Source organism: Microcoleus sp. B9-D4 (assembly GCF_036705105.1).
In the GTDB taxonomy this organism is placed as follows: Bacteria; Cyanobacteriota; Cyanobacteriia; order Cyanobacteriales; family Microcoleaceae; genus Microcoleus.
This window is the reverse complement of record NZ_JAUBTS010000014.1, coordinates 98,767-119,471: the sequence shown is the minus strand read 5'-3', so window position 1 is coordinate 119,471 and position 20,705 is coordinate 98,767. Positions and strand designations below refer to the sequence as shown.

The 20,705-nt window shown below is 45.1% G+C and carries 19 protein-coding genes; 11 read left to right on the top strand and 8 right to left on the bottom strand.

From position 1 onward, the window contains the following. Window positions 1–139: 139 nt before the first annotated feature. Together QUB24_RS11675 and QUB24_RS11670 are read right to left on the bottom strand one after the other, a co-directional pair. Window positions 140–268: a hypothetical protein gene (locus QUB24_RS11675; protein WP_333153322.1), complete on the bottom strand. Its 129-nt coding sequence runs from the start codon at window positions 266–268 to the stop codon at window positions 140–142. 118 nt (window positions 269–386) lie between these two features. Beyond that, on the bottom strand, window positions 387–1,250 hold the full coding sequence (locus tag QUB24_RS11670; protein ID WP_333153321.1) for a calcium-binding protein: 864 nt from the start codon (window positions 1,248–1,250) through the stop codon (window positions 387–389). 865 nt (window positions 1,251–2,115) lie between these two features. Between QUB24_RS11670 and QUB24_RS33605 the strand changes: the two genes are divergently transcribed. Continuing rightward, window positions 2,116–2,235 carry a transposase gene (locus QUB24_RS33605; RefSeq protein ID WP_445300402.1) on the top strand — a complete coding sequence of 40 codons (120 nt, stop codon included), beginning with the start codon at window positions 2,116–2,118 and terminating at the stop codon, window positions 2,233–2,235. Between the two features lie 1,802 nt (window positions 2,236–4,037). Here QUB24_RS33605 and QUB24_RS11665 read toward each other — a convergent pair. Beyond that, a complete protein-coding gene (locus tag QUB24_RS11665; protein WP_333153320.1) occupies window positions 4,038–4,400 on the bottom strand; it encodes a hypothetical protein in 363 nt (120 codons plus the stop codon). A 281-nt stretch (window positions 4,401–4,681) separates the two neighbouring features. Between QUB24_RS11665 and QUB24_RS11660 the strand changes: the two genes are divergently transcribed. Both QUB24_RS11660 and QUB24_RS11655 read left to right on the top strand, forming a co-directional pair. Continuing rightward, window positions 4,682–4,879 carry a hypothetical protein gene (locus QUB24_RS11660; protein ID WP_006632170.1) on the top strand — a complete coding sequence of 66 codons (198 nt, stop codon included), beginning with the start codon at window positions 4,682–4,684 and terminating at the stop codon, window positions 4,877–4,879. Between the two features lie 710 nt (window positions 4,880–5,589). Further along, window positions 5,590–5,790 carry a hypothetical protein gene (locus QUB24_RS11655; protein WP_041622289.1) on the top strand — a complete coding sequence of 67 codons (201 nt, stop codon included), beginning with the start codon at window positions 5,590–5,592 and terminating at the stop codon, window positions 5,788–5,790. 148 nt (window positions 5,791–5,938) lie between these two features. Here the strand turns inward: QUB24_RS11655 and QUB24_RS11650 are convergent, their stop codons facing one another. After that, entirely contained in the window at window positions 5,939–6,688 is a 750-nt protein-coding gene (locus QUB24_RS11650) for a pentapeptide repeat-containing protein (protein ID WP_333153319.1), read from the bottom strand. A gap of 96 nt (window positions 6,689–6,784) precedes the next feature. Further along, the gene (locus QUB24_RS11645) at window positions 6,785–7,972 is read right to left on the bottom strand and encodes an RNA-guided endonuclease TnpB family protein (protein WP_333153318.1); all 1,188 of its coding nucleotides are present in this window, start codon (window positions 7,970–7,972) and stop codon (window positions 6,785–6,787) included. Between the two features lie 116 nt (window positions 7,973–8,088). On the opposite strand from QUB24_RS11645, the gene QUB24_RS11640 reads away from it, so the two are divergent. Continuing rightward, a complete protein-coding gene (locus tag QUB24_RS11640; RefSeq protein ID WP_333153317.1) occupies window positions 8,089–8,601 on the top strand; it encodes a phosphoribosyltransferase family protein in 513 nt (170 codons plus the stop codon). A gap of 358 nt (window positions 8,602–8,959) precedes the next feature. Here QUB24_RS11640 and dxr read toward each other — a convergent pair whose 3' ends face one another. Continuing rightward, window positions 8,960–10,150, bottom strand: a complete 1,191-nt coding sequence (gene dxr, locus QUB24_RS11635; RefSeq protein ID WP_333153316.1) for a 1-deoxy-D-xylulose-5-phosphate reductoisomerase — start codon at window positions 10,148–10,150, stop codon at window positions 8,960–8,962. Window positions 10,151–10,418: 268 nt separating this feature from the next. On the opposite strand from dxr, the gene QUB24_RS11630 reads away from it, so the two are divergent. Then, window positions 10,419–12,032 (top strand): DUF2079 domain-containing protein, encoded by a 1,614-nt coding sequence (locus QUB24_RS11630; protein ID WP_333153315.1) that lies wholly within the window; start codon window positions 10,419–10,421, stop codon window positions 12,030–12,032. Window positions 12,033–12,040: 8 nt separating this feature from the next. Further along, on the top strand, window positions 12,041–13,477 hold the full coding sequence (locus QUB24_RS11625; protein ID WP_333153314.1) for a DUF2079 domain-containing protein: 1,437 nt from the start codon (window positions 12,041–12,043) through the stop codon (window positions 13,475–13,477). An 84-nt stretch (window positions 13,478–13,561) separates the two neighbouring features. Here the strand turns inward: QUB24_RS11625 and cas6 are convergent, their stop codons facing one another. Then, a complete protein-coding gene (gene cas6 / locus QUB24_RS11620) occupies window positions 13,562–14,686 on the bottom strand; it encodes a CRISPR-associated endoribonuclease Cas6 (protein ID WP_333153313.1) in 1,125 nt (374 codons plus the stop codon). Window positions 14,687–14,997: 311 nt separating this feature from the next. Here cas6 and QUB24_RS11615 point away from each other — a divergent pair, with 311 nt between their 5' ends. The 5 genes from QUB24_RS11615 to QUB24_RS11595 all read left to right on the top strand — a co-directional run bounded on the left by QUB24_RS11615 (window position 14,998) and on the right by QUB24_RS11595 (window position 19,186). Continuing rightward, on the top strand, window positions 14,998–15,360 hold the full coding sequence (locus QUB24_RS11615) for a ferredoxin thioredoxin reductase catalytic beta subunit (protein WP_333104114.1): 363 nt from the start codon (window positions 14,998–15,000) through the stop codon (window positions 15,358–15,360). A gap of 147 nt (window positions 15,361–15,507) precedes the next feature. Beyond that, window positions 15,508–15,915: a DUF309 domain-containing protein gene (locus tag QUB24_RS11610; RefSeq protein WP_333153312.1), complete on the top strand. Its 408-nt coding sequence runs from the start codon at window positions 15,508–15,510 to the stop codon at window positions 15,913–15,915. A gap of 658 nt (window positions 15,916–16,573) precedes the next feature. Continuing rightward, window positions 16,574–17,044: an LptA/OstA family protein gene (locus QUB24_RS11605; RefSeq protein ID WP_333153311.1), complete on the top strand. Its 471-nt coding sequence runs from the start codon at window positions 16,574–16,576 to the stop codon at window positions 17,042–17,044. Between the two features lie 172 nt (window positions 17,045–17,216). Continuing rightward, window positions 17,217–17,945, top strand: coding sequence for an LPS export ABC transporter ATP-binding protein (lptB, locus tag QUB24_RS11600; RefSeq protein ID WP_333129396.1), 729 nt, complete (start codon window positions 17,217–17,219; stop codon window positions 17,943–17,945). Window positions 17,946–18,019: 74 nt separating this feature from the next. After that, the gene (locus tag QUB24_RS11595; protein ID WP_333153310.1) at window positions 18,020–19,186 is read left to right on the top strand and encodes an LptF/LptG family permease; all 1,167 of its coding nucleotides are present in this window, start codon (window positions 18,020–18,022) and stop codon (window positions 19,184–19,186) included. Between the two features lie 72 nt (window positions 19,187–19,258). On the opposite strand, the gene QUB24_RS11590 is transcribed toward QUB24_RS11595, so the two are convergent. Next, on the bottom strand, window positions 19,259–20,626 hold the full coding sequence (locus QUB24_RS11590) for a hypothetical protein (RefSeq protein ID WP_333153309.1): 1,368 nt from the start codon (window positions 20,624–20,626) through the stop codon (window positions 19,259–19,261). Window positions 20,627–20,705 lie beyond the last annotated feature (79 nt).

The following is a 20,705-nucleotide window of genomic DNA, read 5'->3' as shown; positions in this document are numbered from 1 at the left end:
CTTTGTATTTATATTTCAATACGCTTGGCTTAAAAATATTTATTCCTCGGAGATCCCCCTCGCATCCCCCTAGTTGTTGGGCGACGCAAGAGTAAGTTCTTGTCCCCCCCCTTGTAGGGGCGGTGCCCCCGTGCCCGCCCTAGGCGCCGGGGGGATCGAGCTTAACCCAAGCGTATTGATTTATTTTTTGCCCGATCGGGCGATCGATTAATTTTATCAATAACTGTCGATCGATTTTTTTTAACGGCCCCTGCTTCAGTTCCTGCATTGAATATTTCAACCTCACCCCGCTTGTAGCAGAGTGAGGTTGAAATCCTTTAAAACTACCGGCTTTGTGAGAACAGCCCCGAATCTTATCCGGTGCCGCCCCACAACAGCCAATTGTTTTAGAACAACTCGAAGTTGTTCGAGGTAATCGTCAGGCCAGGCTGCAACTGAGCAACAGTTAGCACTCCGCTGGTGCCGTTGAAGAACAACTTACCGCTTGTTGGGTCGTAGACCAACTTGTTCGTCGTGGCAGATCCTGGAGTAGCTTCGTTGAAACCAGAAACGACGACAAACTCGCTTGCCTCGAACGTGCTGCCCAAACCAGCGAACACACCGCCCTGCTTCAAGCGGATCTTATCTTCGCCTGGGGTAAAGTCAGTGATCGTGTCTACCCCATATTCGCCACCGCTGGAGAAGAAGTAGAACGTATCGCTGCCAGCACCGCCCGTCAGGACATCACTTCCTCTGTCGCCAGAGATAAAGTCATTGCCAGCGCCACCATCGACAGTATCGTTGTCTTTACCACCGTAGAGAATGTCGTTGCCGTCGCCGCCGCCGACAACATCCCTGCCTTGGCCGCCAAAGACTGTATCGCTGCCACCTCCACCGAGTACGGTGTCGTTGCCTCTGTCGCCAGAAATCAAGTCATTGCCATCGCCACCGTCTACGAGGTCATCCCCTTTACCGCCAAAGATGAAGTCATCACCGGTGCCGCCAGCGACCACATCGCTGCCGCTGCCTGAAAGGATGGTATCGTTGCCGTCGCCACCGCCGATACTGTCATTGCCACCGCCCGATAGAATCAGCTCGTTGCCACTGCCACCAGCGATGACATCAGCGCCCGCAAAAGTCTGGATGATATCGCTGCCGAGGCCGCCGTTCAACCTGTTGTCGCCTTGGGTGCCGATAACGGTAAAGCCACCGCCACCGACACCTCCAGATAGTGAACTTGCTGGTTGTGTTGGATTTGTTACCTGTGTCATTTACACTCCTCCTAAAAGATGAATCATTTTTCTACAATACACTTTTCCCTCCAAAGGGATTCAATAAATGAAACCGGACATCGGTTGAGACCCTAATTGACCCGGCTGCTATAAGCTGTCATGTAATTTAAATTGTCAGCAGCGAGCCTCGGAGCGCGAGTTGAATCCTGTATTCGTTGAGCAGCAAATCTCGGTTGTTTCCTGCTTTTGACTCTCGACTCCACCACTGCCTCCTCTAACACGAAAATATTCCACTTAAACGTTTGCGAGTTTACCATAATGACCGTCGGTGTGGCTAGTCATTATTAAAACAATACCCGGAAGATACACAGAGACCATTTTTAATGGGAGTATGCTCTCAAGATTGAGAAGTTGCACCGGGCCCGCGGGCACTGTCGATCGCCGGAGAGTTCGATCGCCCGCAATGGGGCTGGAACTGAGCTGCGACTTCTTTTAAGTACACTGTTGTTGACTTGACTTTTGATTTTCGCCAATAGTTCCCCAGAAATCAAAATTTTTTAGCTGGCTTTGAAAGCAAGCCCGCGCACGCTGGAGGCCGGATTCAATCAAAAGTCCGTCCCTACGCGGTTCCGGACGGACTTTTGAGCCTCATCACCTTGATGTTTCCAGCCAAATCCCTCACGCTCAATGTAGGATTTTGGCTAAAAACCCAGTTTTTCAACCCCAATCCGTCATTTCAACCATGAGCCGCATCCATCCGCACAATCAGACAATGTAGCGATCGTCTTTTGGTGAAGTTGGGATGAACGGTTGGCCGGTAGATTTGTGACGGTACTGTCACTAGATTTTTGATTTTTGATTTTTGATTTAGTCCACAGATGAATCGCAGTTATGGGTTGGCGCAATTGTAGTTATGGATAATTTACCTGTTCATAATGCTGAAGCCGCCAATTTTTTGATGGTATCTATCGGCTCCCAAGTAAAATTATTACCTCCATACTCGCCGGATTTATCTCCCATCTAGTTGTAGTGGGCAAAAATCAAAGCGATTTTCCGTTTTGAAGCATATAGCAATCCTAAATGATTCAGATAAATTTGTAGGGGTAGTGCCTCCGTGCCTACCCCCTATCTATCGGGCAACCGGGCGTGGGATTGCCCCTACAATAATTATGCAAATGATGCGAGGATTGCTATATCTACCTTCAACTCTTCGGGATGAAGCGATTACTAAACCTATTAATGCTCTTACTGATGAAAATGCTTGACGATCATTTCATCACTCTGCTCTCTTTGGAGAACCAATTAATATAGATATTTTTTTTGGTACATTCGATCGCTCATACCTGTGAGGAAAAATATTAACTTTTTAGCAAAGAGTTTTTTACTAATTGTTGTTAACTTCGAGCTGATCGTTAACGATTAGCAAATTTTCCGAAATTTAATTCGGCATTAATTGAGATAAAATCTCTACTATTTATTCCTAGCGGTGTGCTGCTAGTTGCGCGGGTGACGCGTTGGAATTGCTCTGGCTATCGTACCTGTAGATTTGAGCGTCACTCTCGAAAATATAATTGATGGAAGTAGCTGCATAGTAGGTCAGCGCGAGCAGCGACAATAGATTAAGAACTCTATAAATTGGTTTCTCAGATACTTCGTTCATTTTGACTCCTACTTTTTATGCAAATAACGAATTTGGATACAGTGACGGCACTTTTTTTTAGAAGTTCCCAAACATCTCGCACCTCTAAAAATTTCCCTGGCTCGCGTTATACACTCCTGATGCCAGATCGCCCAAAATAAGTCGTACTTGAGATTTGAAACAGTTTTTGTTGCCTATTTCATATTGCAGTCTCTGCCTTTAATTGTCTATCTAACTGCGGTAAGAGTTAGGCATTTTGGGCGAAAACGAACTCTACAATTTCCTGTTTAGAGCTGCTACGATTGGAAGAAAGGGATCTGGAAAAGGTTAAAGGGCAAAGAACCTAGCTGTTTTTCCACGCCGTGGCAGGATTTTCCCACCTTCGATTAATGGTACGCCGTGGCCGGAAGTAATAAAAATTCTTAAGTTGGTCAGCTGCAGGCAAAAATATGTCTGAAGTTATATTTTTGCAAGCAACAGGCCATGTTACATTACATATTAATTTTGAGCTTGGTTGAGATGGCAGATAATTTTTGAGTAAAAAAATGTTGCAGTCGCTGTCGGCCAATGTGAGTCTGATAATTTTGACTGAACAATTTTAACTGAGCCACACCCTTAAATCACGGTGTGACAGAAGAAAATTAGGCATCAGTCGATTGGAGACTTCGGCGTGAGACGTTGGCGAGGGCTGAGTCAATCTCGCTTAGTTGAACGATTGGAGATTTGAGATTTATTCCACAGATGAATCTGAGAGCTTGAACAAGACCCTAAAATTTTGCGCTGCTGCCGACTTCTGTCGGAAACTTGTATCCGTTTTTGGGCTGGGTCAATCGATTTTAGATTTGAGATTTTAGATTAAAGAATTGAAGCATTGACTTGCGCGAGATAAATACGTTCGGCAAGTTTCATCGGATACAGGTTTTTTATTTCACCGGTCCTGAGTCTGCTTTCGGAATGAATCCGCGGGCTTGTATCCTGGATGCTTTCGGTCACAAAGCAGAAGGCAGAATTGGATAGCGGTAAAAAAATACTGTTTTAGGATTCAGAATTTTTATAGGGTTCTACCTTCTAGATGCCTTTTTTTTACAATTAAACAAGATAAATTACTCGCTGCCAGGAGCGATGCACGCCGAATAATTTAGGACGAGATCAGCGACTGTGTTGAAGCCAGTTACTTCCACAATTTATTAGAATTCTTGCTCGCATTGAGCTGTTTTTACAACAGACTTTTTGCTGGTCATTTGCACAAGGGATAGGGGCAGAACAACAGGCCAAACGAGAGGGCCGATGATTAAGGCTATCCAAGATATCACGTCTTTTTTAGATGTCGCAGTATCATTCAAAAAACTTTTGAACCAAACAATAAAAACGATTAAGGAAATCGAAAAGTAGCTAATCATTATCATTTTTTTACCTGCCTGCCTATAGATGCGATAGGAGTATTTATAATTATTGTATCTCAGGCCGTGGCTCGCCGATCGCAGCTTTATGCCCTGATCTGCAAGCTGCCAGTGTCTAAAACCAAAAGTTTCACAGCTATCCAAGTCCATAGCCTGCGATGTTGAGCGGACTTACTCCCGCTGCGCGGCGGTCTGGGGAACTCAAAGCCTTGCATTCATAGCTTTTCGAGGTTTTGTCAAACCTTGAGGCTACCACCCCCATCATAGCTTATGCGATCGAGGTATTGGGTTTTATGTGATTGAAATCACGTATACTGGCAGACTTAGGTCACAAACGGAGCCAAGAACGATCACACAGCTTACCCGACTGCAATCACCCTACTCTTTTGTCAAATGATCGATATTATAATAGTCGAGTTCAACGAGATTTCATGCAAGCTCTGACTTTAAAATCCGATCGGGCGATCGCTGAACTGTTCTATCAAGTCACTCATTCAGGCAATCTGACTCGCACCGAAAGCCACGGATTGCGCGAACTCTGCCAAAGCGCTCTCAGCGAAGACGCCAGAGATGCAGTCAACCGCCTGCTGCACGCCATCCGCCGCGGATGGGTCAGGATTTCCGATTAGTCTCCTCACACCAGAAGTTGAGATGAGTATTTCTACTTTCTCTCCTGTCAAGCTTTGCCAACAATAAGATTGAAGTGAGTAGGTCGCTCCATTAACCCTCTCAAAAAAAAATTGTACTGCGATCGAAAAGCTCGACCCGGTTTCTTGAAGAAGCCGGGATTTTTGATTTGAAGCAGCCAGTCGATTTTGGATTTTAGATTTTAGATTTTAGATTTTAGATTGACTTCACAGATGAATGTGGGAGCATGAACTAGAGCTTAAAATTTTGGATCGATGGCCACTCCTGTCGGAAACTTGTATCTGTCTTTGGGCGGGTTATTAAGTATATCCACGGAACAAAGACCACACCAAGAAACTAGGTAAATGTAGGTAAAAGCGGGTTTATAAACAGGCTAAAAGTTTTACCTTGAATTAAGCAGAGCGATTTCCCTAGCAGTCATTAGTAATCTCTTAATAGATAAATCTTAATTTATTTGTTACCGTTTCTTAACCAAAAGTAGAGATTTCGGAGTTGCCAAAAGCGAGAAATCGGGACGGGGTTGGTGTTTCAAGTTGCGGGGCTATCGAGGAAATATCCGATCCCCAAGTCCGGCTGACACAAATCACTCATCAAGAGCCAATTGATCACATTTACTCCCGTAGTTGAATCACATAAATTTTGGAAAAATTAGTTAATACTGTCAAAAGTGAGTTCAAAGAAAAAACACATGATGAAAACCCAAACGCTGTTACCTCAATTTACTATTGCAGAGCTAGTCTTTCAGGTATATCACTCCGGTCTGCTGACTCCCACTCACCGACAACAGCTCAAAACAGCCCTGTTAAATGACTGTCTTACCGAAGAAGATCAAACAGCCATCAACCGCTTGCTCCACGCCGTTCGCCGGGGCTGGCTGAAAGTTGTAGATTAAACTCGGTTCTAAATTTTTTGCCACTACTCTTTAAATGCACTGTCACTTGAAGGCAGAATTAAATCCCCTTAAAAAAATCAGGCATTAGCCTAAATGTAGGGTGCGCCACAAGCACCCTGCGGTTTTAACTTCTATTTTCTCAGCTTATTTAGTCACAGATTGTGCCGTCAGGCATCATGGCCTCTCTCAGATTCGCTTCATTCAAATTTGTCCCGCGCAAAGAAGCTTGATGCAAGTTTGCTCCCCGGAGATTTGCTCCCTTAAGGGAAACTCCGCTCAAATCTGCTTGATGGAGATTTGCACAGCTCAAGTTAGCTCCGCTCAAATCGGCTCCCTTCAAATCCGCTTTTTCCAGATTTGCTTCCGTCAAATTTGCCCAGCTCAGATTTGCTTGAGTTAAGTTAGCACGGCTGAGGTCAGCTTGTGTTAAGTTCGCATCGGTTAAATTTGCTTTGCTCAGGTTGATTCCGCAAAGCTTGACTTCTGTCAAGTTTGCACCTTGCAAGTTGGCGTTAACTGCATAAACTTGAATCAAAATTGCCCCCTGAAGGTTTGCATCTCTCATGTCTGCACCCCTGAGACTCGCCCCCGTTAAATCGGCCCCGCTGAAGACGACACTCCGCAAGATGGATCCGCTCAAGTTCGCTCCCACCGCCTCGCATTCGCCAAAATTAGCGGACATGAGGTTGCCTTGGGAGAGGTTGGCTTGACTGATATCTGCTTGATACAGATTAGCTCTATAGAGGGTGAGACCGATCGAATTTGCACCTTTTAAATTAGCGTGACTCAGGTCAATATCGCGCAAATTTGTCCTTGACATATGGGCACCGCTCAGGTCTACTTTGTGGAAAACCCTTTCTCCGGCTGCATACCGTCTGAGAAGTTCCTCTGCATCCATGTCATTTTCCCCAAAATAATTAATAATACCTTTGATATTTCAATAATATTAGGATTGACATCCACCCAGGCGTAAACGCACGAGGATTCCCAAACCTCACGATTCAGGTTTCTGCTTCTGTCCCTTACGGGGTTTCGCACCAGCCTTAACAGATTTACTCTGTTGGGGTCTTACGGTCGCTCCACAGACTGACACGGCAAGCCCTGCCGCCAAAATATTTTTTGCCGCATTAATATCTCGGTCATGGTGAGTGTCGCAATTAGGACAATCCCATTCCCGGATATTCAACGGCATCTTGTTAACGATGTGTCCGCAATTACCACACCGTTTTGAACTCGGAAACCATCGGTCAATCTTAATTAAAGTACGACCGTACCAATCGCACTTGTAGTCAAGTTGTCTGACTAATTCCCCCCAACTTGCATCACTTATAGAAGCGGCAAGTTTGGGATTTTTAATCATGTTCTTCACAGCTAAGTTTTCTACGGCGATAGTTTGGTTTTCACGCACCAACCGTGTTGTTAGCTTATGAAGATTATCTTTCCTTGCATCACTAATTTCTTGATGCACTTTCGCTACTTTGAGTCGTGCTTTGTGACGGTTTTTTGACCCTTTTTGTTTGCGACTTAAAGATTTTTGCGCTTTTCTAAGATTGCGATACTTTGCCTTGAATCCTTTGGGATTGGCAATCTTTTCGCCAGTGCTCAAAGCGAGCAAGCTTGTAACTCCCAGGTCGATACCGACTTGATTATCTGTTCTGGGTAATGCTTCAATTTCAACCTCTACCAGCAGAGAAACTGACCACCTACCTGATGGTGCAAGCTTTACGCTTAAGCTTGATGGTCGGCAACCATCAGGTAGTGTCCGGCTCCAGCGAATGGGTAACGCTTCTGTGCTTTTTGCTAGGTAGACTTGTCCATCTTTGAACTTAAATGCTGACTTGGTAAATTCTGCACTACCACCGTTGCGTTTCTTTTTGAAGTTAGGATATTGTGCCCGCCCATCAAAAAAGTTGGTATAAGCCGTTTGTAAATGTCTCAAGCATTGCTGCAGTGGCACGCAGCTCACTTTGTTCAGAAAATCTAGTTCTTCAGTTTTCTTCCAGTCGGTTAACATGGAAGAAGTCTCAGCATAGCCTACCCGTTTGTGTTCTGCGTACCAAGCTTCCGTTCTTGTGGCTAAAGCACGGTTGTAGACCAAACGAACACAACCCAAAGTACGTCGCAACAAACTTTCTTGTTCCGGCGTTGGGTAGAATCGATAGCTGAAGGCTTTTAGTGTCATGCTGACCTTAAATACGCTATTTCACATACTAGCACGTCTTGTGTGAAATGGTATATCTTAACAAAAATTCATGTAAAGCCGTCCTTTTAGGACGGGGTTTCAGACCCATTTTTTTGATGAGTGACCTTTACGTTTCTTGGCCTGAGTACCATCGGAAAATTGAGGAGTTGGCTGTAAAAATTGAGGAATCTCAGTGGAAATTCGATCGAATTGTCTGTCTGGCCAGGGGAGGGCTGCGGGTTGGAGATACTCTGTCGCGGATTTTCGACAAACCTCTGGCGATTTTAGCGGCCTCGTCCTATGGTGGGGCCGAGGGGAATGTCCGGGGCGCGATCGAGTTTGCCCGCGATTTGACAATGGTGGGCGATAATTTGGGCAGCCGCATTCTCCTGATTGACGATTTGGTGGATTCGGGAATTAGTTTAGAGCAAGGTATCGCTTGGCTGAAGAGTCGCTACGGCGAGGATATTCAGGAAATTCGGACTGCTGTACTCTGGTACAAGGCTTGTTCTGTTGCCAAGCCGGATTATTATGTAGATTATTTGGCTGACAATCCTTGGATTCACCAACCTTTTGAAATGTACGAAAAGATGAGTGCGGCTGATTTTGTGCCACAAGTTGGGAGTTAGTCTATAAAAGGCTAAAGTCGGCTCAATTTTTTATAGGGTTTTGCCGATATTTTGCACTTTTTGGCATAGTCCGCCAGGGGTTGAAACCCCTGTCTCATAGCTAAAGTCCTCTGAAAGAGGACTGGATATTTATTAAGGTTTGGCAGTCGGTTTCAACTCTGATCTTGCACCATTTTCAGCAACAGGCAAGATGCCTGTTCCACAAAGAGTGAATTTTCTTGTGGAACAGGCATCTTGCCTGTTCCTAAAAGGCTTATTGAGAATGGTGCAATATCTCAATTTCAACCGACTTTACCTATGAGACGGGGAATTTATTCACTCCTAGGGCTTGTGGGTAAGTGCAAGTCGGCTGATACAATTAGCGAACCGAAAGAATCCGATCGCCCAATTCCATACTATCTGCCAAAACTTCCTGCCGCGCCCACCTATCCGCTGCCAAAATATCGTCTAAAGCAGGGCTTTCACAGTTATCGGCTTGATGTTTGTCGCACGCCTTCTCAATCAGCTTCGGAATATCCAAAAACTGAATCTTCTCCTGCAAAAATAGCGCTACCGCCTGTTCGTTTGCCGCATTCAGCACCGCAGGCATCGAACCGCCCGCACGTCCCGCCGCATAAGCCAACTGCATACAAGGATACTTTTCGTGGTCGGGTTCTCGGAAAGTTAAATCCCCAGCTTTTACCAAATCCAGCCGTTCCCAATCTGTGTGAATTCGCTCCGGCCAAGACAAAGCGTAAAGCAGCGGCAAACGCATATCCGGCCAGCCCAATTGCGCCAAAACCGAGGTATCTTGCAACTCAATTAATGAGTGAATTATGCTCTGGGGATGGATGACAATATCAATGTCGTCATAATCCATTCCGAACAAGTAATGAGCCTCAATTACTTCTAATCCTTTATTCATCAAAGTAGCAGAATCGATCGTGATTTTCTGCCCCATCGACCAATTTGGATGTTTCAAAGCATCGGCTACTGTTACTCCTGCTAATTTGTCGATCGGCAAATCTCGAAAAGAACCCCCCGAAGCAGTGAGAATAATTCGCCGTAACCCGCCAACCATAACACCTTGGAGGCACTGAAAAATTGCCGAATGTTCCGAGTCAGCAGGTAATATTTTAACGCCGTATTTTTCGATTAAGGGGTTGACAACAGGGCCCCCTGCGATTAATGTTTCTTTATTGGCTAAGGCGATATCTTTGCCTGCTTTGATAGCCGCAATTGTTGGCAGCAAACCGGCACAGCCAACTATGCCAGTGACGACGGCTTGAGCGTCGCCGTATTGGGCAACTTCCACAACGCCTGACTCGCCAGCAAGTAAAATAGGTTGAGGGTCGATGTCTGCGATCGCCTCCTTCAATTCCAGTAATTGATCTTCGTCGCAAATCGCAACAATTTCCGGTCGAAACTGGCGAATTTGCTGGGCCAGCAACGTTACATTTCGTCCGGCGGTTAACCCGACAATCCGAAATTGATCGGGGTATTGAGCTACAATATCCAGAGTCTGAGTGCCGATCGAGCCTGTGGATCCGAGAAGAGTTATTGCTTTCACAATTTTTTAATGTTTTGTGGATTATTCTAATATTACGATTGCGGGGATAAAAATTAGTGGTTAACTATTGCGTGGAAAGCACATTCGATGGAATCATATTTTGAGTGACCGAAAGCATCCAGGATACCCGCCACGTGATTCATCCGTCCAGAAATAAAAAACCTGTATCCGATAAAGGATTCCCCGAATTTATCCGTGGGGTCAATGCTTCGATCTAAAATCTAAAATCTAAAATCTAAAATCGATTGACCACCTAGTGCCAGATTTCATGCAGAATAGGGAAAATTTTGCTGATGACCGTGAGGACATCAGTGTCTCGATCGCCGAAAATAGAGAGGAAGGTCGATCGCACCTACCGTCGAGTTTGGTTTGGGCGATCGCGACTGCGGCGGCAATTTTCTTTTTGTGTAGCAGTTTACGCCACGCTTTATTCCAATCAACTGCTTTCGATTTGGGAATTTTTGACCAAGCAATTTACTTAATCAGCCAAAACCAAACGCCTTTTTCTTCTTTAATGGGGATTCATATTTTGGGCGATCACGCAGCGGTAATCTATTATCCGCTAGCTTTGCTGTACAAAATTTACCCGGATGTGCATTGGCTGCTGTTTGTACAAGCACTTGCATTATCCCTTGGCGCTTGGCCTACCTGGAGTTTAGCGCGTTTGGCAGGTTTGAATCAAGAACAATCCCGTGCGATCGCATTGATTTATTTGCTCTATCCGGTGGTATTTAACATCAATTTATTTGATTTTCACCCCGAAGTAATCGCTTTACCCGCACTTTTGGCAGCAATTTTGGCTGCGCGTTTAAATAAAATTGTGTGGTTTTGTACCGCTATTGTGTTAGTTCTCAGTTGCAAGGCGGTTTTGTCTCTAACCGTTGCTGCTATGGGTTTATGGCTGTTTTTTTGCGAAAAAAAGCAACGGTGCGGGGCGATCGCACTTTTGCTCGGTGCAGCTTGGTTTTTGATAGCTTCCCAGAAAATCATCCCCTTCTTTAGTGGCAGCGAAGTTGCTGGCGTCGGGCGCTACGGCTATTTAGGGAAATCGGTACTAGAAATTATCATCAATCTCATATTAAAACCACAGTTAGTATTAGGAAAACTCCTTTCCTTTGATACATTAAAATATTTATTTCTACTCCCCTTACCTGTGATTTGGCTGCTATTGCCATTTTCAGGGAAACTACGCCTACAATATTTAACAGCGCTAATTCCTGCCATCCCTACCCTACTCATTAATATCCTATCTGACTTGTCATTTCAACGCAGCTTAGCCTATCAGTATTCAGTGCCTGTAATGCCATTTTTATTTTTAGCAGTTATCGCAAAGGAAGAAACAAGGAAGAGGGAAGAAATAAGAGAAAACAAGGAAGAGGATAAAGCAAATAACCAACAGTTTTTAACATCGGTAAATGTGCCCAATTTTCCCTCCAGCAAAATGGCAAATTTACCCTTTAAAAATTTCCTAATTCCTCAACTCAGGCGGGGAATTCAATTGCCGAGAATCATGATAATGTGGTCGTTAATAGTTTTCCTCTTTCTGGGCGAATATAAAGATTTTTATCTGTACATAAATAGACTAGATACCTGGCAAGCTACACGCGAAGCAGTCGCACAAGTTCAACCCCAAAGCAGTATTTTAACAGATAATAGACTTGCCCCTCACTTTGCCCACCGCCCAATAGTAAAATTGCTGTCACAAATTTCGCCCCAAACAAATTTAGCTGAATTTCAATACATATTATTAAACCTGCGCCATCCCTGGCCTGATACTGAAAAACTTGGTGATACCTTAGCAAATCAACTGAAAAAGTCTCCCGATTTTAAATTAACTTATCAAAAAAACGAAGTTATGCTATTTAAACGAATCGCTGATTAAACAATAAAATGCTAACTTTAAAATTCCTAAAAACTCATCCAGTATTTTTAATGATTGTCGTGACAACGATAGTCTTATTTGCCGCTAGCAGCGCGCGGCATGCTTTGTTTCAGTCAACTGCATTCGACTTAGCAATTTTTGACCAAGCAATTTATTTAATCTCCCAAAATCAAACGCCATTTTCCTCTTTAATGGCAATCAATATTTGGGGCGACCACGCCGCTTTTATTTTCTATCCACTAGCTTTACTTTACAAAATATATCCCGATGTTCACTGGCTTTTTTTAGTGCAAGCTGTTTCCCTAGCTTTAGGCGCTTGGCCGAGTTGGAGTTTGGCACGTCAAGCGGGGTTAAACGAACAAAAAGCAATTGCAATTTCAGCCGTATATCTGCTTTATCCCGCAGTATTTAATGTCAATCTCTTCGACTTCCACCCAGAAGTAATTGCTTTACCAGCACTGCTAGCAGCAATCTTAGCCGCGAGGCTGAATAAAACTTTGTGGTTTTGTGCTGCTATTGCATTAGTTTTGAGCTGCAAAGCCGTGCTATCTTTAACTGTGGCTGCGATGGGTTTGTGGCTGTTGTGTTTTGACAAAAAACGTAATTTTGGGCTCATAGCTCTATTTCTAGGCGCGGGTTGGTTTCTGGTAGTTACTCAGGCAGTTATACCGTATTTTAATCAGGGAAGAGAACACGCGGGAATCGGGCGATATCAATATTTGGGAAACTCGGTTTTTGAAATTGCTATTAATTTAATAGTGAAACCCAATCTAGTTTTAGGGCGTTTGTTTTCTTTAGATACTTTTGGATATTTAGCGTTATTGCTATTACCTATAATTTGGTGGCTGTCCCCGCGTCATCTGTCATCTTTAATTAGTGCTGTGCCGATGTTGGCGATGAATATTCTTTCCGATATCCCCGCTCAGCGGGATTTAATTCATCAATATTCTGTGCCGATATTGCCGTTTTTGTTGGTTGCCGTAATTTCCAGTTTGGCAGCTAGCAATCAGCAAAAGGGAAAAACAATATTTGAGAGATTGCCAATTCCTAATTATCCCTTGCCTAGAGTCATTGTAATTTGGTCGTTGATTGCTTTCTTAGCTTTAGCGAAATACGGCTATTTTTGGACTATTTATTTAAAGGGACTCGACACTTTGCCGGCTACCAAAGAGGCAATTTCTCTTGTAGAAACCAAAGGCAGTGTTTTAACAACTGCTCAGATTGCTCCGCACTTAGCGCACCGCCCTGTAGTAAAATTAACTCAGGCTAACACGCCGCCTGCAAATCTCGCAGAATTTGATTATATATTGCTGAACCTCAGATATCCTGGCTGGATGAGCGATCGAGATTTTGTTAATAACTTAGTAGCTCAACTAAAAAACACCCCTCAATTTCAACTAAAATATCAGCGAGACGACATATACCTATTTACTAAGAGTCATTAGTCAGCAGTCATCAGTCATTAGTCATCAGTCAGTAGTCAACAGTCAACAGTCAACAGTCAACAGTCAACAGTCAAGAAATTCGCGCTAATCCTCCACTTTCACAGCCCTTCTTGCCAACTTCACGTAAGTTTTCACAGTTTCATAAGGCATTTCCAAATCAGCAGCAATATCCAACAAAGATTCCCCGAATTCCCGGCGCGCCAAAATCGTTGCCCAAGTTTCAGCAATCTCAGCAGCGCGACTTCCACCTTTACGCTTTCTGTGCGCCATAAACTTCTTTGTCAATTCCTCTATTCGCGCCGCCAAGACGCTTTGTATCGACACTTCAGGTAGCGCTTTTGTCAACCATTGTACTCGCGTTTGTCCCAATCCAAAAGTTGTTTTGTAGCCGGTGCCGAAGTAAGGCGCTAACCGCCCCAAAGCATAAAATAATTGTACAAAATCAGGACGATTGTGAGCAGATCGCCCTAGCCCAAATTCCACAGCCCCAGTGAATCCCGTTACCATGCCTTTTTTGCCCGCCGCTACCTTTTGCGACTCCAATTTGTGGCGGCTAATAATTGCATTTTCATCAATCCAATTCAAAAATTCTGTTTGGTCAAAATTTACCCCAGAAAAGTTATTCCAGCGACGCAAATAGCTGTGAAAAACATTTTCGGGAACTGGCAGAGGGAAGTGATGGCTTTTGCTACGAAAGCTTGTAGGAGTCACAAAACTAAGTTTGATGGTTGGCGAAAATGGGGGTTTTGCTGTTAATAATTGCTGGTAAGTTGTGGGAGCAAAAGCAATATCCCAAGAGCGAATTAGCAGCGGAGCATTTCGCAAATCTATCTCTTCGGGCAAATTTTGCAGCCACTGACTCAGCCACTGCACTACTGGCTTTGAAAGTCCTGTTACGTACCAGCGATAAATTCGATCGCCCAAAAGCTGAAATTCTTTGCCACCGGGGAGCAAATCACCTTCCAATCCCGAAAGAGTAAAGGCTTTTTCTGACTGTTCATCGCGCAAAAGTTTCGATAAATCCGGGTCAGTTTGTTGTACTTGACCTAAAAACCAAGCGTGCAAACCTATAGCATACTGCGCGTACAGATGGCTAGCAGCACGGGGAGTCAATTCAAACACTAATCCGACTAACTCGGTGTCAGCCGGCCAAATCAGCCCAGAAGGAGGAGATTTTTTGCTGTGGGTGCGGTTCGGGGAAGTTGCCATCAGATGCCGTGCCTATAACCGTCACAGAAAGAGTGCCGTGCTATCTTATCCGATTTTTATCCCCTTTGGGGGATGATAGTTGAGGGCGATCGATCGCCCAAATCTTTTGGCAGCTCCAAAAACCCGCCCTGCTGCAAGTTTCCCGCACCCTCCGGGATAGACAAAAACCACTAAAAAACCAACAACCTAAAACTCAATCTTTGTCAAGGTTTTCCTCCTTGTAAGTAAACAGAAATATACAAGTGTTTAAAATCACATTCTGCGCTACAATTGTCAAAAGCTCGTAGCATCCTCAACTTCGATCCTAAACTATGAACACAACAGAAAAATCTAAACTCTCCAACGAAAAAACTTTGGAGGCGATGAAGAATTTCTCCGAAACCTACGCCAAGCGTACCGGAACTTTCTTTTGTTCTGAACCTTCCGTCACTGCTGTCGTGATAGAAGGACTAGCAAAACACAAGGATGAACTAGGCGCTCCCTTATGCCCTTGTCGCCATTACGAAGATAAAGAAGCCGAAGTAAAAGCCGCCTACTGGAACTGTCCCTGCATTCCCATGCGCGAGCGCAAAGAGTGTCACTGTATGTTATTTCTGACGCCAGATAACGATTTCGCTGGAACTAATCAGGAAATAGGAATGGATCAGATTCAAGCTGTCAGAGACACTATGTAATCGGTTAAGTAGGCGGTCGTGAAATGGCAGTAGTTTTGAAAACAGGTCGTTATTTTTCCTATTTTTAAGACTTAGCTATTTAACAAAAATCGATCGCCGCCTACTCAAACACACATCCGCCATCGAAAATCCCCAATACCCAATCGAATGACAGAGGAAATGCCGATCGAGTTTTGGCAAGGTATCGAACAGTTTAACAGCCAAGACTTTTACGCTTGTCACGACACACTAGAGGCTTTGTGGATGGAAGCCGGCGAGCCGAAAAAAAGGTTTTATCAGGGAATATTGCAAATTGCGGTCGCGCTTTATCACTTAGGAAATCAAAACTGGCGCGGTGCAGTAATCTTGCTGGGAGAAGGAATAAATCGGCTCAGTTATTATCAGCCGAGTTATGCCGGAATTGCCGTTGAAGACTTGATCGGGCAAAGTGCTAAACTTTTGAGCGCTTTGCAACAAGCAGGGCCGGAAAAAGTTGCTGATTTTTTACCTTTATTAACAGGTGCAGAAGTTGCAGGCTTGCAATTGCCGCGAATTATCAAAGTACCAAAAAGTTAAATAAAAGTTAAATAAATGTTTGTATTAGGGTGCAGTATACTTGGCATCTACACAGAGGAGGGCAGGCTTTCTTGCCCGCTGCACAAGCAGATTAATTGACTGTGGAACGAGCATCTTGCCCGTTCCCGGTTAAGACAGTTGCAGCCACTCAGCAAAATAGCCAATTAAATTCGCTGTTGTCTTGCTAGGATAATTGGTTGAGACTATCGGGTCAATTGATCGACCTCACGGGAATCTTTCTGACCGTTAAGATAAAATATCTAACTGGAGATAATGCCCTTCAGCAATTTCAAAAATTTTGAGGCTCCAAGCTTGTCAGGAACCTCAGCCCTGACGGCATGAGGCTTGAAGGAGAAACCCAACAAGCCGTTCTGACCAGCCTCAGTCTTAACAGACTACGTTTTTTGAGTCACGACACCCTGGGATGCGTAGCTAGTCCTTTGCTCTGTCGTTGAGAGTTAAACAGTTCTAAGGTCACTGGAACAGTGCTTTCAACCTAACAAGCTCTTAAAACTTTGGCGAAGCTAACTTTACTCCGAAAAGAGATTGAGGCAACCATACCTCACCGGGGGGGCAACCATACCCCTCCACCCCGCGAGGGGATTCAATTCAACGTAAAGCCGTCCTAAAAGGACGGGGTTTCAAACCCATAGTTCTGATGATGCCCTCCGCTAAACTGCTCAATTCCCGAATATTCAAAGGATTATCGCTGCTGTTGCCCCTCACTCTGGCAGGCGCGATCGCCTCTCCCACCTACCCGCAAGCCGGGCTACCCCGCACTCTCAGTGTGCGATCGGACATTCAAGAAGCCGACTCCAAAACCGGCATCGTGACAGCCCGCGGCAACGTCCAAATCAACTATCCAGCCCGCCAAATACAAGCAACCGCAGCTCAAGCTCAATATTTCAGCCGTGAGCGCCGGATCATTCTCAGCGGGGATGTTTACGTATTGCAGCAGGGCAACAGCCTGCGCGGCGAAACCATAACATACCTGATCGACGAAGGGCGGTTTATTGCCCTGCCAGACAACCCAGGACAGGTAGAATCTGTTTATCTGGTTGCCCCGGAACAAGATGCGGCTGCCCAAAATACATTGGGCTCCCCACGTCCAACTACAGCCCCCCGGTAACAGTGGCTCGCAGCAGCGAAATTTCGCCTCAGCCAAAACATACTACTTGGGATAGATGCGAAATTTCGTCTTTATAAAACTGACAAACTTGAAAAGGTAAAATTTAAATTAGAGACTCGATCGCACAAAGCTGCAGTCTGAAATTAGCTTGTAGAGCTTGCCGGGAGCGAAAATGAAAATTGTACTCGAAAATATTCACAAATCCTACGGAAAACGCAATGTAGTTAGTCGCGTCAACCTGTCGGTAGCCCAAGGAGAAATCGTAGGATTACTCGGCCCCAACGGTGCCGGCAAAACCACAACATTTTACATAGCAACCGGATTAGAAAAACCCAATCAAGGTACCGTTTGGCTAAACGATTTAGACATCACTAAATTGGCGATGCACCAGCGAGCACATTTGGGAATTGGCTATCTCGCTCAAGAAGCAAGCATTTTCCGAAACATGAGCGTGCGGGACAACATTTTGTTAGTCCTAGAACAAACTCAAGTGCCGCGCTGGGAATGGCGCGAGCGAGTCGATTTCCTATTGCAAGAATTTCGCTTAGAAAAAATAGCATCCAGTTTGGGAATTCAAATATCGGGGGGCGAAAGGCGGCGGACTGAACTAGCCAGAGCATTAGCCGCGGGGCGAGACGGGCCCATGTTCCTATTTTTAGACGAACCGTTTGCAGGCGTCGATCCGATCGCCGTAGACGAAATTCAAACCATTATTGCCAAACTGCGCGATCGTAAAATCGGCATCCTCATCACCGATCACAACGTCCGAGAAACCCTCGAAATTACCGATCGAGCCTACATCATGCGAGACGGCCAAATTTTAGCCTCCGGGGCTGAAGAAGAACTCTACAGCAATCCTTTAGTACGTCAGTATTACTTGGGCGACAGCTTCGTGCGATAGTTTTTTGAAGGCATTCGGCAAACAGCATAATTTTAGATTTTAGATTGAGGAGCAATCGGCGAGAACGGGCAACTATGAAAATAGCAATATCCAATTCTTTGAATCCCATCAACTGGCTGCCGAGAATTTCAGTAATGGACTGGTACATTACCAAAGAACTAATCGGGCCATTTCTCTTTGGCGTCGGACTCTTTACATCCGTCGCCGTCACAGTTGGAGCCTTATTTGATTTAGTCCGCAGAGTAACAGAATCCGGCCTTCCCTACACCGCCGCCATAGAAATTTTTCTCCTGCAAATTCCCTACTTCGTAGTATTGGCTTTCCCCATGTCAATGCTGCTAGCAACCTTAATGGCCTACAGCCGAATGTCCAGCGACAGCGAACTCATCGCCCTCCGCAGTTGCGGAGTTAGCGTTTACCGATTGATACTGCCTGCTGTGATAATGAGTTTAATTGTTGCAGGCTTCACTTTTGGTTTGCAAGAGTTAGTTGTTCCCGCCGCCAGCTACAGAGCTACTCTGACTTTAGACAGAGCCCTGAAGCGAGAAAAACCGATATTTCAAGATAGAAATATTATCTACACAGAATTTCGCAAACCAGAAAAAGGCGGCGACGAAATCCTGGCCCGTTTTTTTTATGCAGAACAATTTGACGGCCAGCGAATGAAAGGTTTAACAATTATCGATCGCTCCACCCCAGGCCTCAATCAAATCGTTTCTTCAGAATCAGCTACTTGGAATCCCTCCGAAAATACTTGGGATTTTTTCAACGGAACCGCTTATATAGTTGCTCCTGACGGGTCTTACCGCAATATAGTGAGGTTTCAACACCAGCAGTTGCAACTCCCCCGCACGCCCTTAGATTTAGCTGCTAGAGCGCGGGATTTCAAGGAAATGAACATTGCCCAAGCTTTAGAGCGTTTGGAAATCATTAAAAACAGTGGCGACGAACCGCAAATTCGCAAATTAAAGGTGCGAATTCAAGAAAAATATGCTTTTCCTTTCGTGTGCATGGTATTTGGTATAGTGGGAGCCGCTTTGGGAACTCAACCGCGCCGCTCCGGTCGAGGAACGAGTTTTGGTATTAGCGTAGTTGTGATTTTTACTTACTACGTATTTTCTTTCATTACCAGTTCTATGGGCGTGAAAGCTGTTTTGACTCCGATTCTTTCGGCTTGGCTGCCGATCGTGTTTGGTTTGGGAATCGGAGGATTATTGTTGGCGCGGGCTGCCGCTAGGTAAGTTTTACCACTAACATTGGGAATAGGGAATTGGGAATTGATAATATCGTTTTCGTGGCCCAACTTCCATCATTTAAGGATTAGCAAAAGTATTAATTTCGCCACCGCCAATGTAGCGTCCCGGAGCCAGGGAACCGGGTGTAGCAAAAGTTTGAGGTTGAATGGGCTGCACGCCCTGATTTGTATTTTGGGGAACAACTCCAAAGTTAGGCTGCTGTGGTAAATTAAGCTGACTCAGTGGAGGTGTTTGAAATTGAGAATTCGCTGAATTAGGAGAGAATTGAGGGCTAATTATCTTGCTTCCGCCAATCCCACTTGGAAAGGGAGATGGAGCGACATTCGGAAGTAGAGGTGTTGGCGAAGGTATGGCTAGTGGAAGTGCCACAGGTTGAACTTCAGTTGCGAAGCCGGAACCAGATAAATCAGTTTGGTAGGGATTTTTCGGCAAAGCCACCGTTGCAGCCCCTGCATTAATTTCGGGGAGGTTCGGTACTCTGGAAGTTAACCCCGCCAATGATTCAGGGACTGTAGCTGTCGGTTTTAATAATTCTTGAGATTCCTTGCTCACAGTATTTGTCGGAGCCACAAGTGGGGGAAGTGCTGTGGGAACATTCACAGGATTTGCTCCACCTTGAGCTGTAGCGGTCGTTGGGAGCAAATTTGTCGCATTTCCTGCCGCCGGATCGGAAGCCGGTCGATCGAGCAATTTAGCCGAGTCTGCTGTTTTCTCAGCCGAAGCCGCCGTTGCCGAAGTGTTAGCAACGACGTATTTTTTCATAGCTGCTTGCAGCGGACTCAAAGGCAGAGAATTTTCGTTTTGTTTATCTGAATTAGCATCACTCGACGCCTGCGATAAAGTTGCTGTCGCTGTACCCCCAGACTCAGGCTTAATCGTTTTTATCCCGGAAGTTAGTCTCCCGCTGCCAGATAAACTCAACGCTGGTGTTGCGTTTGAACTTGGCAAGCTGGAATTTTGGGGGTTATTGTTTCCGGCCTCGACAGCAGGATTTGCTAAATTTGGCAAGGGGACAAATCCGCTGCTTCCTACCCGCTTGGAGGCTGAAGATGGCTGAGGAGTTTCTAAGTCCCGATCTCGAAGTTCCTCGAATAAACCTTTGCTTTTTACTACTGATGAATTTAACAAGTTTAGTTCAGAAGCAGTAGAGCCATTAAACTGATTGACTAGCACTGGCGAGCTGTCGATTTCAGCCGCAATGGCGGTATCTTCAGCAGATAGTCCCGATAGCGAAACTGGATTGTTTGTGGCTGGTTCTTCTTCGCCATCTATGCTCAACCTTTCGGGATTTACAGAGACCTCCCAGATAAATAACCCCCCCGCACACAGCACGGCTAACGGAGCCCAAACCGCCGGTTGGGTCCAGTGGCGCAACCGCGCTATTAGATAGCGGACTGATGTAGGAAATCGCTTAAAAATTGACATAGTTTTGCTTCCTTCCGAGCGTGCGGATTTAAAACTATTTTTCCTAGTCTACCACATCAATCTTGATTATTTTTGCTAG